At 64.6% G+C, this 13,972-nt stretch carries 16 protein-coding genes; 6 read left to right on the forward strand and 10 right to left on the reverse strand.

Annotation, left to right across the window (positions count from 1 at the left end; all coding sequences use genetic code 11):
• The first annotated feature begins 19 nt into the window (after positions 1–19).
• Complete coding sequence (locus GC121_RS01250) at positions 20–814, forward strand: FkbM family methyltransferase (protein WP_234421054.1); 795 nt, start codon at positions 20–22, stop codon at positions 812–814.
• On the opposite strand, the gene GC121_RS01255 is transcribed toward GC121_RS01250, so the two are convergent.
• The 6 genes from GC121_RS01255 to rpsU form a co-directional block, all read right to left on the reverse strand.
• On the reverse strand, positions 811–1,959 hold the full coding sequence (locus GC121_RS01255) for a glycosyltransferase (protein WP_151972357.1): 1,149 nt from the start codon (positions 1,957–1,959) through the stop codon (positions 811–813). The two genes, GC121_RS01250 and GC121_RS01255, sit on opposite strands and share 4 nt — an antisense overlap.
• Before the next feature lie 358 nt (positions 1,960–2,317).
• Positions 2,318–3,799, reverse strand: coding sequence for an Asp-tRNA(Asn)/Glu-tRNA(Gln) amidotransferase subunit GatA (gatA, locus tag GC121_RS01260; RefSeq protein ID WP_151972359.1), 1,482 nt, complete (start codon positions 3,797–3,799; stop codon positions 2,318–2,320).
• 128 nt (positions 3,800–3,927) lie between these two features.
• A complete protein-coding gene (gene gatC, locus GC121_RS01265) occupies positions 3,928–4,230 on the reverse strand; it encodes an Asp-tRNA(Asn)/Glu-tRNA(Gln) amidotransferase subunit GatC (RefSeq protein ID WP_151972361.1) in 303 nt (100 codons plus the stop codon).
• A 37-nt stretch (positions 4,231–4,267) separates the two neighbouring features.
• Positions 4,268–6,046 (reverse strand): DUF4153 domain-containing protein, encoded by a 1,779-nt coding sequence (locus tag GC121_RS01270; RefSeq protein ID WP_151972363.1) that lies wholly within the window; start codon positions 6,044–6,046, stop codon positions 4,268–4,270.
• 95 nt (positions 6,047–6,141) lie between these two features.
• Positions 6,142–6,735 carry an FKBP-type peptidyl-prolyl cis-trans isomerase gene (locus GC121_RS01275; protein ID WP_151972365.1) on the reverse strand — a complete coding sequence of 198 codons (594 nt, stop codon included), beginning with the start codon at positions 6,733–6,735 and terminating at the stop codon, positions 6,142–6,144.
• A gap of 139 nt (positions 6,736–6,874) precedes the next feature.
• Positions 6,875–7,081, reverse strand: coding sequence for a 30S ribosomal protein S21 (gene rpsU, locus GC121_RS01280; protein WP_120048079.1), 207 nt, complete (start codon positions 7,079–7,081; stop codon positions 6,875–6,877).
• A 209-nt stretch (positions 7,082–7,290) separates the two neighbouring features.
• Here rpsU and crcB point away from each other — a divergent pair, with 209 nt between their 5' ends.
• Genes crcB through GC121_RS01305 form a run of 5 tightly spaced genes read left to right on the forward strand, consistent with a single transcriptional unit; the run spans position 7,291 to position 10,420 of the window.
• The gene (gene crcB / locus GC121_RS01285) at positions 7,291–7,704 is read left to right on the forward strand and encodes a fluoride efflux transporter CrcB (RefSeq protein WP_151972367.1); all 414 of its coding nucleotides are present in this window, start codon (positions 7,291–7,293) and stop codon (positions 7,702–7,704) included.
• Positions 7,701–8,849 carry an RluA family pseudouridine synthase gene (locus tag GC121_RS01290; RefSeq protein WP_151972369.1) on the forward strand — a complete coding sequence of 383 codons (1,149 nt, stop codon included), beginning with the start codon at positions 7,701–7,703 and terminating at the stop codon, positions 8,847–8,849. Before crcB ends, GC121_RS01290 begins: the two co-directional genes overlap by 4 nt.
• A 5-nt stretch (positions 8,850–8,854) precedes the next feature.
• Entirely contained in the window at positions 8,855–9,505 is a 651-nt protein-coding gene (locus tag GC121_RS01295) for an HAD-IA family hydrolase (RefSeq protein WP_151975530.1), read from the forward strand.
• The gene (locus GC121_RS01300) at positions 9,498–9,725 is read left to right on the forward strand and encodes a hypothetical protein (RefSeq protein ID WP_151972371.1); all 228 of its coding nucleotides are present in this window, start codon (positions 9,498–9,500) and stop codon (positions 9,723–9,725) included. The genes GC121_RS01295 and GC121_RS01300 overlap by 8 nt, the downstream gene beginning before the upstream one ends.
• Complete coding sequence (locus GC121_RS01305; RefSeq protein WP_151972373.1) at positions 9,722–10,420, forward strand: ATP12 family chaperone protein; 699 nt, start codon at positions 9,722–9,724, stop codon at positions 10,418–10,420. The genes GC121_RS01300 and GC121_RS01305 overlap by 4 nt, the downstream gene beginning before the upstream one ends.
• Positions 10,421–10,426: 6 nt before the next feature.
• On the opposite strand, the gene GC121_RS01310 is transcribed toward GC121_RS01305, so the two are convergent.
• The 4 genes from GC121_RS01310 to GC121_RS01325 are packed head-to-tail and all read right to left on the reverse strand — an operon-like array spanning position 10,427 to position 13,958.
• Entirely contained in the window at positions 10,427–11,011 is a 585-nt protein-coding gene (locus GC121_RS01310) for an ABC-type transport auxiliary lipoprotein family protein (RefSeq protein WP_151972375.1), read from the reverse strand.
• Positions 11,012–11,027: 16 nt separating this feature from the next.
• Complete coding sequence (locus GC121_RS01315; protein WP_151972377.1) at positions 11,028–11,978, reverse strand: MlaD family protein; 951 nt, start codon at positions 11,976–11,978, stop codon at positions 11,028–11,030.
• A gap of 10 nt (positions 11,979–11,988) precedes the next feature.
• Entirely contained in the window at positions 11,989–12,852 is an 864-nt protein-coding gene (locus GC121_RS01320; protein ID WP_151972379.1) for an ABC transporter ATP-binding protein, read from the reverse strand.
• Positions 12,849–13,958, reverse strand: coding sequence for an ABC transporter permease (locus GC121_RS01325; RefSeq protein WP_151975531.1), 1,110 nt, complete (start codon positions 13,956–13,958; stop codon positions 12,849–12,851). The genes GC121_RS01320 and GC121_RS01325 overlap by 4 nt, the downstream gene beginning before the upstream one ends.
• Positions 13,959–13,972: the final 14 nt, after the last annotated feature.

Genomic DNA, 13,972 nt, shown 5'->3' on the forward strand with positions numbered 1-13,972 from the left:
TAAGCGAAAAGGCATCCCGATGCTGCCGTTCTGGAAAGCCCGTTATTATGTCGCCTCGCTGCTGGGGCGGGTGCGCGCGACCTCGCGCCTCACAACGCGCCACGGCTTCGCGTTGCACGGCAATGCGCGTGATATGGTGAGCCGCTATATCTACACCTTCGGCACATGGGAGCCGAACCTCACCGCCCTTGTGAAAGCGCGCGTGGGGCTGGACACGCAGTTCTACGATTGCGGGACGAATATCGGCTATTTCAGCGTGCTGGCGGCGAATTTGGGTGCGCGGGTGACGGGGTTCGAAGCCTCCCCCGAAATGGCGCAGCTGGCGCAGGCGAATTTGCGCGCGGCGGGCTTTGCCGGCGTGGTGCACAATGTCGCGCTGGCGGCGGAGGAAGGCGAGCTGGCGCTGCACGACGTTTCCGGCGCGACCAATACCGGCAGCCGCAGCGTGGTGAAGACCAGCGGCGCGGTGCACGCGGTGGTGCGCGCAGCCCCCTTGCTGTCGCTGGTGCAGCTTGATCCTGCGGCGGAGCTGTTCTTCAAGATCGACATCGAAGGCGCAGAGGGGCCGGTGCTGGCCGAGCTGCTAAGCTGGATGGCGGCGCATCCATTGGCGCGCGTGACCATCGTGGCCGAGGTGCTGGACGGTGCTGCCGACACGGTACGTGCGTTTGCCGATCTGGGCTGCGAGGTCGCCTATCTGCCCAACAGCTATGCCTTCGCGGCCTATCTGCACGGGGAGCAGGAGGCGCGGCTGGTGCCGATGGCGGAGGGAGAGCCGGAAAAACCGTTCGAGACGGTGATTTGGCGGGATTAGTTACCCCGCAGCGCCTGCACCCGCTCGCGCAGCATTTCCGCGCGGCTCTGTCCCACTGCGCTATAGCGGAACGCCTGCGCATCGGCCTGCGCCTGTTCGCCCAGCCGCTGACGCAGAGCGACATCGCCCGCCAAAGCCTGTAGCGCCGCAGCCAGCGCAATCGGATCGTGGCACGGCACGATCAGCGCGTTGCGATCATGCTCCAGCATCCGCGCCCGCGCCATCGGCGTGGCGATGATCGCCGCGCCCGTCGCCGCCGCCTCATAGGTCACTTGCGGCCCGCCTTCGTCGAGCGTGGGGATGACCACCACATCGCAAGCGGCGAAAAACGCTCCCACATCCGCAAGATAGCCCGCCAGCGTGATGCGCGTGTCATTCTGCTTCGCGGCGTTCACGTGCGCCTCGACCGACCAGTCGACCGGCCCCGCCAGATGCAACTCGCCCACGCCATCAAACCGCGCCCACGCATCGAGCAGGTCGGGAATCCCCTTGCCTATGGAGAGCGTGCCGAGATAGCCGACTGTGAGCGTCCCTCCGGCAGCACGGCGCGGCGGCGCGGTCAGCGCATCGGGCCAGCCGAAGGTCGTCTGGAGAATCTGCGCTTCTTCCACGCCCAACTCGCGCAGCGATTGGTCAACATCCGCGTTCGAGGAGAAGACCAGATCGTAGAAGGGCAGCTCGGCCCGCTCGGCCGCAACGCGCGCTTCGCTGATATGGTGCGGGAGGCTCTCCCCCGCGCGCGCAAAGCCTTCGTCCAGACTGGCCTTGGCCGCAGCGAGCGTGCGGTTGGTCATTTCCCGCACCGTCACCCAGCCCGCATCCCTCGCCGCCGCGACCAGGGCGGGATCGGGTGTCGGCCAGAAATAGGCAATCCCCGGCTCACCAGTAGCCAAGGCGGCGCGGAACTGCGTGTCGATTCTGCGCATCGCCAGACGCTGCACCGAGCGCCACGGCAGCAGTTTGAACAGACCGGAAAGCGCCGGACGGGCGGTCACCGTGTCAGGCAGCGCCCGCCGCACGCGCCCGACATGGAGTTCAGGTTCTACCCCCCCGGCGCGAAAATAGCGGATGATCTGCACACAACTCTCCGCCGGCCCGCGCCCGGTATAGCTATGCGGCAGATAGACGAGGCAACGAAGCGGCATGGGGCTGCGTTTAGCTTGAGGGTGGGGAGGTTGCCACTATTTGGCGTGAGCCAAGGGCGCTTTTTGGCGCGGATTGGGACAAACGAAAGGGTTTGGGTCTAAAGCGCAACCGCGTCAGCCGCGATCTTCGCGTAACCCGCAACCTGGCGATCCTCCGAAGTAAGCAGCAAATTGCAGTAACCATCGAAATTGCCAGCGTGCCGCTTGCTCAATCCGATTTGCCAACCGGCGTATTCGCCGAGAAGCACAGTTCCGGATAGCCGATTATCAACTTGCGCGAGATCAGCTTCGAAAGGCGCCGGAACATCGGAGCCGTCTGGCCAGCCCCAACCATAAATGGGCGTGACCTTTAGCCTCATTACCACCACCGCTCCGGCTTCGCCACGAACCCCGCGCGCTGCTCTATCGCCAAGCCCGCATTCAGCACGCCCTGCTCGTCCATCGCGCGGCCTACCAGCTGGAGGCCCAGCGGCAGGCCGTCCGCAGTCACCGTTGCCGGGACGCTCATCGCAGGAAGGCCCGCCAGCGAGGCGGGCACCGCGAAGACATCGTTCAGATACATCGTCAGCGGATCGTCGTTCAGCGAATTCAGCGGGAAGCTCGGCGTGGGCGTGGTGGGCGCGAGAATTACGTCGCACTGCCCGAAAGCCGCGTCGAAATCGCGCTGCACCAGCGTGCGCACCTTCATCGCCTGCGTGTAATAGGCATCGTAGAAGCCCGCGCTCAAAACATAGGTGCCCAGCATCACGCGGCGCTTCACCTCGTCGCCGAAACCTGCGGCGCGGGTGGCGGCGTACATATCCTGCAGGCCAGCGCCCTCGGGCAGATCGCGCAGGCCGTAGCGCACGCCGTCATAGCGGGCGAGATTGCTCGATGCCTCGGCAGGCGCGACGATGTAATAGGCGGGCAGCGCGTATTTGGTGTGCGGCAGCGAAACCTCGACGATTTCCGCCCCGGCATCGCGCAACCATTCTGCGCCCTTTTCCCAACTATCGAGGATTTCCTGCGACGTGCCGTCCATCCGGTATTCCTTGGGAATACCGACTTTCTTGCCGCGCAAATCGGCGTTGAGGCCGCCAAACCAGTCGGGCACGGGCGCATCAAGGCTGGTCGCGTCCTTCGGGTCGAACCCCGCCATCGCGCCGAGCATGATCGCGCAATCCTCGACGCTGCGCGCCATCGGCCCGGCCTGATCGAGCGAGCTGGCGAAGGCCACCACGCCCCAGCGCGAGCAGCGGCCATAGGTCGGCTTGATCCCGCAAATGCCGGTGAAGGCGGCGGGCTGGCGGATCGAGCCGCCGGTATCGGTGCCGGTCGCGGCGGGCGCAATACGTGCGGCCACGGCGGAGGAGGAGCCGCCGGAAGAGCCGCCGGGGCTCATCGCGGCGTTCGAGCCTTCCTTGCGCCATGGTGAGCAGACATTGCCGAAATAGGAGGTTTCGTTCGACGAACCCATCGCGAACTGGTCAAGATTGAGCTTGCCCAGCATCCCGCAGCCCGCTTCCCACAGCTTGGCCGAGACGGTGCTTTCGTAGCGCGGGGTGAAGCCTTCGAGGATGTGGCTGGCTGCCGTGGTCTGCACGCCATCGGTGGCGAACAGATCCTTCATGCCGATGGGCACGCCCGCCATGCTGCCGAGCGTTTCTCCCTTGGCGCGCGCGGCATCGACCGCATCGGCGGCTTCCAGCGCCTTTTCCGGCGTGGTGACGATGAAGGCATTGAGGGCGGTTGCGGCTTCAACCGCAGCGTTGAAGGCCTCCGCGACTTCGCGCGCGGTGAAATTGCCAGCGGCCACACCATCGCGGATTTCGCGGACGCCTAGGGATGTCAGATCAGTCACTTAAATCTCCCCTCCCGCTTGCGGGAGGGGCCGGGGGAGGGCCTGTCCGCACGCGGTGGTCAAAATTACAGGCCCTCCCCTAACCCCTCCCGCAGGCGGGAGGGGAACAGGTCGCGCCAAACGCAAAATCACTCAATCACCTTGGGCACGCCGTAAAACCCGTGCTCGGCCACGGGCGCGTTGGCGAGGACATCGTCCTGCCGCCCGCCGCCGGTTTGCGGATCGGCATCGATCACATCGTCGCGCAGGCGCAGGGCTTGCGGGATGACCGCAGTCATGGGCTCGACACCGGCGGTATCGACCTCGCCCAATTGCTCGACCCAGGCGAGGATATTGTTGAATTCGGGCACCATCCGGTCGAGCTCCTGCTCGTCCATCGCGATACGCGCCAGCTTGGCGATTTTCGCCACATCTTCTCGGGTTACGGACATAGCCTAGCCGATAGCGATGCGGGGGGCGTGCTTCAAGCTATTCGGTGGGTTCGGTGGTTTCCGGGCGCGCTTCGAAGCGGAACGGATCACCCACAGGCTGGCCGTCGATAAAGAGCTGTTGCCCCTGATAGGGGCGCAGTTCGACCCCTTCGGCATCCGTAGAACTATGCACCTCAGTCGCGGTGTTGTCGGCCAGCACCCCGTTGCGGCTATATTGTTCAACCGCGCGGACAGCCCCGGGTCTAACCAACAGCAATCGGGGATTGCTGGCGTAGTCGTCTGCGGGGATCAATGCCAACAACTTGCCCTGTGGCGCTTCTGCCAACAATTCGACCCGGCACGGATCGGTGCCTTCACTCGCTTCGCACAAATAGCCTTCTTCGCGAATGTAAGCGCGGATCGCGCTTGCGGTGGCTTCGTCAAATGCGGCAAGATCGACGTTTTCCGCGATACCCGCCAGTTCCTGCTGCGGACGCTCGCCATACCAAGGCCGCTCCGTCTGCGCCTGCGCTTCGCTCGCATATTGCGCGATTGTCGCGTCTTCGCTCTCCGTCAGCTCCGCCAAAGCCGCGCGCCCGGCATCGCCGAAATCCCAGCGCAGCGCGGTGTAATCGAACGCGCTCGGAGCCACTGCTCCGCTTTCCAGCCGCGCCACTTGGTCGCGCGTCGAAATCGCGCCGAAATCGAGGAAAGGCAGCGCGAGGAACAGCGCGATGCCGCAGGTCACCACTGCCAGATGCAAGTTCGCGCGGCGCAGATTGGCACTCCAGCCCGCCAGTCGCCCGCGCGCCACGCCGACCCAATAGGCAAGCCCGTAAGCGGTCGAAATGGCAATCGCGATCAGGGCCCAGATGCGCTCGGGCGCGAGGCCATACTGGTCGATGCGGATGCCCATGCTGATCGCGGCGAACACGGTCAGCGGCAGAATGCACAGCGCCAGCACCAGCGCGGCTGCTTGCATCACGATGTTGGCACTGCGCGATTCGTCGTCATCGCGCACCACGGCATTGGTCAGGATGAAGCAAATCACCGCGCAGGCGAGCAGCACCGGCGTTGCCGAATCGGTCGCTTCCCACAGCGCGCTGCCGCCCGAGGCGAGCAGAATGACGACAAAGATCAGGATCGCACCGGCAAAGGGCACGGCCAGAAGCGCGAACACCAGCATCACCACGCGTTGCAAGGTGCCGATAATGCTCTGCTGGTTGCGCAGCACGCCCAAAGCCGCGCCGAGGGTTGCGCCGATAAAGATGGCGGGGAACCAGCCTTCCTGGATCAGCTCCTCGATCACCGTGATGCCGATGAGGCTGAACAGGCCGTGGAGCAGCCAGAGCAGCAGCCAGCTCAGCCCCATGAACAGCACCGCCCCGCCCGCGCTGACCGCGTCCGTCCACACATGGAAATGGGTGAGCAGATAGGGCGTGGCCCAGCGGGTGCGGTGGAAACCCGCTTGGAACAGCGGGATCGCCAGCAGCGAGAAGAACACGCCCGCCGCAAAGGCGAAGTCGGTTGCAGCGCGGCTTTCGGCGGCATTGGCGGCGAGCCAGGCAATCCCGCCCATCACCGCGCCAAGGCCAAGCGCAAACACCAAGGATTCGGCCAGCCTTACCGGCCGCAGCACGAAACCGGCGGCGGCCGCGGCGAAGAAGCAGAAGGCAGAGAGTGCGGGCCGCCACGCCTGCGGCGCGTCATTGTCCCATCCGTCGAGCAGGTGGTAGAGCAGCAAACCCGCCACCCCGCCAATCGCGGCGAGCAGCCACGGGCGCAGCGCCCAGTCTTCCCCTTCGACCCGTGTTACCGCATCCGCCGTTTCGTCCATGCTGTTATCACCCCTGTTGCACAGTCAGCAGATCATGCCAGCTCGCCGCGCTGCCGTCATGAGCAAAAGGTGAGCAATGCCCGCTTGGCGGATTTTTACTGCGGAGCGCCTTCGGCCGGCGGGGTTGCCGCGCCGCCTGCACCCTCGCCACCTTCGCCGCCTTGAGCCTGCATCAGCATCTGCTCCATCGCCTGGAACCGCTCGCGCGCTTCGGCTTCGGGCATGAAGTCGACGATTTCGACGTTGAAGGTCAGATCGGCATTGGGCGGAATCGGTGCGCCTTCGGGCGGCTCTGCGCCATAGGCCTTTTCCGCCGGGATGAAGATTTCATAGGTACCGCCCTTTTGCGTTTGCAGCAGGCCTTCGTAGAAGCCGACAATCAGCGCATCGGGCTCCAGCAGCATCGGCGTGCCTTCCGGCAGCAGGCCGGGGATCGGCCATTGCGCGGGCTGCGACTGGTCGAACACCGTTCCGTCCTCCAGCATTCCCGAATAGCGCACGAAGACGACATCGCCCTGCTGCGGGCCTTCGCCCTCGCCTGCGGTAACCGTGTCCACCGTCACGCCCTTGGGCATGGCCGCCCAGGCAATTCCGCCCGCCAGCAGCACGGCGGCGAGCACGCCTAGCCATAATTTGACGAGCGATCCCCCGGCAATCGGGCGCAATGGAACGCGGGTGACTTCGGTCATGATTCTCTCAATCCTTGCAAATGCTTCCACGCAGGTTTCAGCGCAGCAAAAAGGGCGCGGAAGCCGAACTTCTCACGCCCCTTTGGCTTAGCTGCGGCGCGCTTTCAAGCGCGCCCTTCGGATTACCCCGAACGCAGGCTTATTTGATGCCGTCGCGTTCCATCCGCTTGCGCTCCATCTTGCGGGCGCGGCGGACAGCGGCGGCCTTTTCACGGGCGCGCTTTTCGCTCGGCTTTTCGTAGTGGCGGCGCAGCTTCATCTCGCGATAGACACCTTCACGCTGCAGCTTCTTCTTGAGCGCGCGCAGGGCCTGCTCGACATTGTTATCGCGGACGATGATCTGCATAAAATTCTTGCCACCTTATCTTGTCAAAACGATCAGAGCCCGCGGATCAAGGCGCGGGGTGCACCGCAAATTCCAAACGAAAATGCGCCGAATCCTTCTCGGGATCGGCTCGCTGAGGGGGCGGATATGCCAAAGCGGGTGGAAAAGCAAGCGAAACGGACGCGCTTTTGCGGTTTGCCTTACCCGCCCCAACGGCTAGAGCCGCCGCTATGGCAAACACCACACCACAATTACAGGCCTCGCTGATGGTCGCGCTGGGCGGCGGGGTCGGCGCTTTGGCGCGCTACCAGCTCGGCCGCGCGATGACCGCGTGGATGGGGCCGCAGATGATGACTTTCTTTCCATGGGCCACGCTGGCGGCGAACACGCTGGGCAGCATCGCCATGGGATTGCTCGCCGGATGGCTGGTGAAAAGCGCGCCGGAAAATGCCGAGCAACTGCGCCTGCTCTTGGGCGTCGGCCTGCTGGGCGGCTTCACCACCTTCAGCGCCTTCAGCCTCGAACTCGCGATGCTGGTGCAGCGTGGGCAAGTGCTGGTGGCAGGCACCTATATCATGCTTAGCATCGGACTGGGCGTGAGCGGGTTCCTGTTCGGCCTGTTTATGACGAGGCTTTTGGCATGAGCGGGGACGGGAAAGATCAGGCCACCGATCAGGTTCGCCAGTTTACGGTAGAGGCCGATGATGACGGCGTGCGGCTTGATCGCTGGTTCAAGCGGCATCTGCCGCAGGTCGGTTTCGGCACAGTCAGCCGCTGGGCGCGCACTGGCCAGCTGCGGGTAGACGGCAAGCGGGTGAAGCCCGAAGACCGGATCGCCGCAGGGCAAGTGCTGCGCGTTCCTCCGGGCGGAGAAGATGGCGGGCGCACCCAGCGCGGGCGGCGCGAATTGACCGAAGCGGAAGTGGCCGAGGCAGAGGACATGCTGATCTCGCGGACGAATTCGGCGCTGGTGCTCAACAAGCCGCCGGGGCTGGCAACGCAGGGCGGCACCAAGACGAAGCACCATGTCGACGGCCTGCTTGATGCCTTTGCGGGCGAGGACGAACAGCGCCCGCGCCTCGTCCACCGGTTGGACAAGGACACCTCGGGCGTGCTGCTGGTCGCGCGCACCGCAGGCAGCGCGGCGTTTTTCTCCAAGCGGTTTTCCGGTCGCAGCGCGAAGAAGATCTACTGGGCGCTCATCGTCGGCGTGCCCGAAGTGCGCGAAGGCACCATCGAAGCGCCCATCAGCAAGCAACCGGGCAGCGGCGGCGAGAAGATGCATATCGACACCGAGAACGGCCAGCCCGCCAAGACGGTCTACCGCGTGGTCGAGCGCGCGGGCAATCGCGCGGCCTGGGTCGAACTGCAACCTTTCACCGGGCGCACCCACCAACTGCGCGTGCATATGGCGGCCATCGGCCATCCGATTGTCGGCGATGGCAAATATGGCGGGCAGGAAGCGTTCCTCACCGGCAGCGTCAGCCGCAAGATGCACCTCCACGCGCGCCGCCTCATCATCGATGCTCCCAAGGGCGAGATGATCGATGTGACCGCTCCGCTGCCCGAACATTTCGCCGCGACGATGGAGCAATTGGGATTTGACGAGAACCTGAGCGATGCCGGGCCGGTCGCAACCCCACCGCCCGAACGCAGCAAAGAAGAAAAGAAGCAGGCCGCCCGCCAGCACGCCAAGCAATACCGCAAGGCCCGCCGCGGCGAACGCAAATCGCGCGGCGTCTCTACGGAAAAGAAGCGGCCCGGCCCCAAGCCGAAGGGGGCGCGGTGAGCGCCATCCGCCTCGCCGTGTTCGATTGCGACGGCACGCTGTCGGACGGGCAGGCGGGCGTTTGCCATGCGATGGATACAGCTTTTGCCGTCGCCGGCCTCCCCGCGCCCGACCAGCATCAGGTGCGCCGCATCGTCGGGCTGAGCCTGCCGCAGGCGGTCCGCCACCTCGCGCCCGACGCCGCGCCGGAGCAGCAGGCGGCGGCGGTCGAAGCCTACAAGGCGGCCTTCCGCGCCTCGCGCGAAGATGGGTCTCTGCGCGAGCCGCTCTATCCCGGCATTGTCGATCTGCTCCACCGGTTGCACGGGCAAGGCTGGACGCTGGCGGTGGCCACCGGAAAATCGGATCGCGGGCTGGCAGCCACCCTCGCCGCGAACAGGCTGACGCAACTTTTCGCCGCCACCCATACCGCAGACCGCCACCCGTCCAAGCCGCATCCCGCCATGTTGCAGGCGGCGATGGCCGATACGCTGGCAGAGCCTGCGCAGACGGTGATGATCGGCGATACCGTGTTCGATATCGACATGGCCAAGGCCGCCGGCACCCGCGCCATCGGGGTCGCCTGGGGCTATCACGAGCCTGCCGAATTGCTGCACGCGGGCGCGGAAGCCGTGGCGCAGGATATTGCCGCGCTGGAGGCGCTGCTCAATGGCTGACAATTCCCCAAGCGAAACCGAAGCGCAGGGCCGCTTCCTCATCCTCAACGCCGTGCGGCTGGGCGGCGTGATCATGGTGCTGATTGGCATCGCGATTGCGGTGGGCGAATGGGACATTCCGCGCGTCATCGCCTACGTGCTGATCGCGCTCGGACTTGTCGAGGCGCTGGTCATTCCCCAAGTGCTCGCGCGAAAGTGGAGCAGCAAGCGCAGGCCATGAAACGTTTCTATTCGGAAGTAACCATCGCCGTGGTCGATGGCGGCTGGCAGGTCATGCTCGATAGCCGCGCGCTGAAGACGCAGGGGCGGCAACTCCCGCAGATTGTTCCGACGCAAGCCGCCGCCGAATTGCTCGCCGGAGAATGGCGCGCGCAAGGCGAGGAAATCGACCCCAAAAGCTTTGTCTTCCGCGATCTGGCCGATTTCGCCGTGGATGTGGTGCAGCCCGATTGCAGCGCGACGGTGGACAAGCTGCTGCAATATGCCGCCACCGACACGCTGTGCTACCGCGCCGATCCGGACGAACCGCTCTACAAGCGCCAGCAGAGCGTGTGGGAGCCGCTGGTCTCCGCCTTCGAGCAGCGCCACGATGCCAAGGTGACGCGGGTTAGCGGGATTATCGCCCGCCCGCAGCCCGAAGAAACGATGGCCGTTCTGCGCAATAGGCTGGCGGGAGAGGACGCGTTCACGCTGGCTGCGCTGGTGACACTGGCATCGCTCGCCGCGTCAATCGTGGTGCCGCTCGCCGTGCTCGACGAGGAGCAGGACATGGCGACCCTGTTCGCCGCGGCCAATGCCGAGGAAGACTGGCAGGCGGAGCTGTGGGGCTGGGACGAAGCTGCCGAGCGCACCCGCAAAGCGCGGCTGGAAGCGTTCGAAAAAGCCGCCGAATTTGCGCGGGCGGTGCGCGGTTAGGCTGTCCTAACCCACCCACTCCGCAACCTGATCCGCCACTACGTTCGCCGCCTCGTTCAACGCTGCGCCCACGGCGTTCGCTTCGGCTGGAATGCCATCAATCCGGTGTTCGAAACGGCGGGTCAGCACACGGCCTTCGGCCAATTGCAGCACTGCATCATAGCGCACGATCACGCTGCCGGAGACCGCATCGTAATCCATCGCCGCCAGCTCGCCCGAAAGCTGCGTCGCGGCGGTGTATTCCATTGCTCCGCCCGTCACCACCATCCGGTTGCCTTGCGAACGGATCGTTTCGGCGAGCATATTGGCGAACAATTGCGCGGGCTTTTCCACCCAATACGCGTCCGCAAGATAAGCGAGCGAGCTGTCGCTGGTGATGACCGGAATGCGCGTGACATTCAGCCGCTGCGTCACCGCCGGGGTGCGCACCGCCAGCGCGGCGGCGGGATCGCCTTCGCGCGCATGGCCCGCTGGCACTTGCGCGCTGCTGGTGAGGGTGAGCAATTGCGCGGGCGCTTCGGGCGTCAGGCTGATGCAGCCGCCCAAAAGCAGGCTCGCGGCAATGGCGGAAAGAACGGGTGTGCGGATCATGGTCTGTTTCTCCCGCTCAAGGTTCGTAATCGGGCAGCGGCGGACTGTTAAGCAGCGAGCCCACGCCCTGCGTTTCCAACCGCTCGGTGAGGTTGCGCAGCGTTTCGGACGTTACGCGCAAATCCTCCATCGTGGCGGAAGCGGCGGGCAGCGTCTCGCGCGACAATTGCTGCGTCAGCGGCTCGACATTGGCGAGCGAGGCTTCGAGCGCCGCCGCCGCATCGCGCGCCGAGGCCAGCGTTTGCTGCAAATCGGCGGTCAGCGTGCGCCCGTCGCGCTCGACCGTGGCGTTCACTTGCTCCAGCGTCGTCTCGAAGGCGGCGAGCGTTTGCGTGGACTGGTTCAGCGTCCCCTGCAGTTCGATCAGCGTATCGCGCACTTCGGGCGATGTCGCCGCCAGTTCGCTGCTGATCGCGTCGGTATTGCGCAGGATACCAGCAATCGAATTCTGGTTGTCATCATCGAGCACGCGGGTCAGCCGGTCGGTCAGCGTAGCAAGGCGTTGCAACAATAGCGGTGCGCTGGCGAGGATTTCGCCGATGGCGCCGGGCGCGGGCGGGATAACCGGAATGCCGTCCTCTACGCAATCAGTAGTATCGCAATCGATTAGCGGCTGGTTGCTGCGCCCGCCGGAAAGCGAAATGTTCGAATTGCCAGTAAAGCTGGCGGAAACCGTCGCTTCGGTGCCGACATGGATTGGCGTTTCCTTGCTCAGGCGGATGCGCACCTTCACGAATTCAGGGTCTTCTTCCCAGATCGAGATATCGGTCACTTCGCCCACCGGCACGCCGTTATAAGTGACGACCGAGCCTTCGGCGACGCCGCCCACCGATTGTGCGAAGAAGATATCATATTCCTGCCGGTTGGTTTCCCCTAGCCGCGCCAGCCAGATGAAAAACGCCGCCGCGCCCACCAGCAGCAACAGCGTGACCACCCCGACCCAGACATGATTGGCGCGTGTTTCCATATGCTTTGTCCTATGAACCCTCGGCCGCCTGCTTGTCTAACGCTTTCCCCGCCTCATGCGTTTGCGCGGCGGCGCGGCTCCGCGGGCCGTTGAAATATTCCTGAATCCAAGGATGATCGGTGGCGAGCAGTTCCGGAATGGTGCCCACCGCCACCACTTTCTTGTCCGCCAGCACCGCGATCCGGTCACAAATCGCATAAAGCGTATCAAGATCGTGAGTGATGAGGAACACGGTCAGCCCCAGCGTATCGGTCAGCTCACGCAGCAGCTCGTCAAACTTGGCCGCCCCGATGGGATCGAGCCCTGCGGTCGGTTCGTCCAAAAACAGCAATTCGGGGTCGAGCGCCAGCGCGCGGGCCAGTCCAGCGCGCTTCTTCATCCCGCCCGACAATTCGCTGGGATATTTGCTGCACGCATCCTCCGGCAGGCCGGTCAGCACGGTCTTGTAGCGGGAGATTTCGTTGAGCAGCTTTTGCGACAGCTCGGGGTAATATTGCTTCAGCGGAACCTGCACGTTTTCCGCCACGGTCAGCGTGGAAAACAGCGCCCCGCCCTGGAACAGCACGCCCCAGCGGTTGCGCACGCCAATCTGTTCGTCGGGCTCCGCGCCGGTAATGTCCTTGCCGAACACGGTGATGCAGCCCTCGTCGGGGAATTGCAGCCCGATGATCGAGCGCATCAGCACCGATTTGCCCGTCCCCGATCCGCCGACCACACCCAAAATCTCGCCGCGCCGCACGTCGAGATCGAGATCCTCGTGCACCGCAAAATCGCCGAAGCGGTTGGTCAGCCCGCGAATGACAATCGGGTGCTCGCTGCAATAGCAGTCCCATTCAAGGTCGGGTCCATCAAGATCAGTAGCGTGTTCGCTCATATCCAGCCGATGCTCGAAAAGAAGACCGCGAAGAAGGCATCGAGCACGATCACTAGGAAAATCGCCTGCACCACGGCCATGGTGGTGCGGGAACCGACCTCCTCGGCATTGCCGCGCACTTGCAGGCCCTGATAGCAGCCCGACAGTGCGATGATGAGGCCGAAGACCGGCGCCTTGATCATCCCGACCCAGAAATCCTGCGTGGGTACCACTTCCTGCACGCGGGCGAGGAAAGTGAGGAACGGAATGCCCAGCATCGCATCGCCAATCACCGCACCGCCGATAATCGCCACCACGCTGGCGTAAAAGCCCAGCAGCGGCATCATCAGCACGGCGGCGAGGATGCGCGGAATGATGAGCGCCTCCATGGGCGAGACGCCGATAGTGCGCATCGCATCGACTTCCTCGGTCAGCTTCATCGTGCCGAGCTGCGCGGCAAAGGCAGAACCCGAACGGCCCGCCACCATAATCGCCGTCATCAGCACGCCCAGCTCGCGCAGGGTGATCCGGCCCACCAGATTAACAGTGAAAGCCTCGGCCCCGAATTGCTGCAATTGCACCGCGCCCTGCTGCGCGATGACAATGCCGATCAGAAAACTCATCAGTCCGATGATTGGCAGCGCGTTGACGCCCACCATCTCCATCTGCCGCACCAGTGCCCGCACGCGAAAACGCGAGGGGTGGCGGATGATGCCGAAAAAGGTGACCACAATCGCGCCGAGAAAACCGATATAGCGGCGGATGCCTCCCGCCATCTCGAACACCTTGCGCCCGACGCTTTCGGTCACCCGGCCAAACACATAGCCGCGCGGCGGGGTAATAGGGGCGCGGCTGGCGCTTTGGGCCACCGCGTGGATCAGCACTTGCGCCGCTTCACTCGCGCCGGTGATCTCGGCACCCTTGTCCTCGGCAAAACGATGCACGATCCACGCGCCGACCGTGTCGATATGGGTGGCCCCGGCAATATCCACTGCCTGCACCGCATCATCCAGCCCGCGCAGGGCCGGATCGAGCCTGCCGATCCCCGATACGGTCAGCGGCCCGGTCAGCGAGACGGTGACGCGCCCTTCGCGCTCTTCCAAGCTATATTCGGCCCATTCGCGCATTGCCGCCATGGTAT

Origin of the sequence: Erythrobacter sp. EC-HK427 (assembly GCF_902498745.1) — a bacterium.
Taxonomy (GTDB): domain Bacteria; phylum Pseudomonadota; class Alphaproteobacteria; order Sphingomonadales; family Sphingomonadaceae; genus Alteraurantiacibacter.

What these genes read in the sequence shown, in the direction of transcription:
- GC121_RS01250 (WP_234421054.1), top strand. Translation starts at nt 20, where the DNA reads ATGCTGCCGTTCTGGAAAGCCCGTTATTATGTCGCCTCGCTGCTGGGG.
- GC121_RS01255 (WP_151972357.1), bottom strand. Translation starts at nt 1,959, where the DNA reads ATGCCGCTTCGTTGCCTCGTCTATCTGCCGCATAGCTATACCGGGCGC.
- gatC (WP_151972361.1), bottom strand. Translation starts at nt 4,230, where the DNA reads ATGTCCGTAACCCGAGAAGATGTGGCGAAAATCGCCAAGCTGGCGCGT.
- GC121_RS01270 (WP_151972363.1), bottom strand. Translation starts at nt 6,046, where the DNA reads ATGGACGAAACGGCGGATGCGGTAACACGGGTCGAAGGGGAAGACTGG.
- GC121_RS01275 (WP_151972365.1), bottom strand. Translation starts at nt 6,735, where the DNA reads ATGACCGAAGTCACCCGCGTTCCATTGCGCCCGATTGCCGGGGGATCG.
- rpsU (WP_120048079.1), bottom strand. Translation starts at nt 7,081, where the DNA reads ATGCAGATCATCGTCCGCGATAACAATGTCGAGCAGGCCCTGCGCGCG.
- crcB (WP_151972367.1), top strand. Translation starts at nt 7,291, where the DNA reads ATGGCAAACACCACACCACAATTACAGGCCTCGCTGATGGTCGCGCTG.
- GC121_RS01290 (WP_151972369.1), top strand. Translation starts at nt 7,701, where the DNA reads ATGAGCGGGGACGGGAAAGATCAGGCCACCGATCAGGTTCGCCAGTTT.
- GC121_RS01300 (WP_151972371.1), top strand. Translation starts at nt 9,498, where the DNA reads ATGGCTGACAATTCCCCAAGCGAAACCGAAGCGCAGGGCCGCTTCCTC.
- GC121_RS01305 (WP_151972373.1), top strand. Translation starts at nt 9,722, where the DNA reads ATGAAACGTTTCTATTCGGAAGTAACCATCGCCGTGGTCGATGGCGGC.
- GC121_RS01310 (WP_151972375.1), bottom strand. Translation starts at nt 11,011, where the DNA reads ATGATCCGCACACCCGTTCTTTCCGCCATTGCCGCGAGCCTGCTTTTG.
- GC121_RS01315 (WP_151972377.1), bottom strand. Translation starts at nt 11,978, where the DNA reads ATGGAAACACGCGCCAATCATGTCTGGGTCGGGGTGGTCACGCTGTTG.
- GC121_RS01320 (WP_151972379.1), bottom strand. Translation starts at nt 12,852, where the DNA reads ATGAGCGAACACGCTACTGATCTTGATGGACCCGACCTTGAATGGGAC.
- GC121_RS01325 (WP_151975531.1), bottom strand. Translation starts at nt 13,958, where the DNA reads ATGCGCGAATGGGCCGAATATAGCTTGGAAGAGCGCGAAGGGCGCGTC.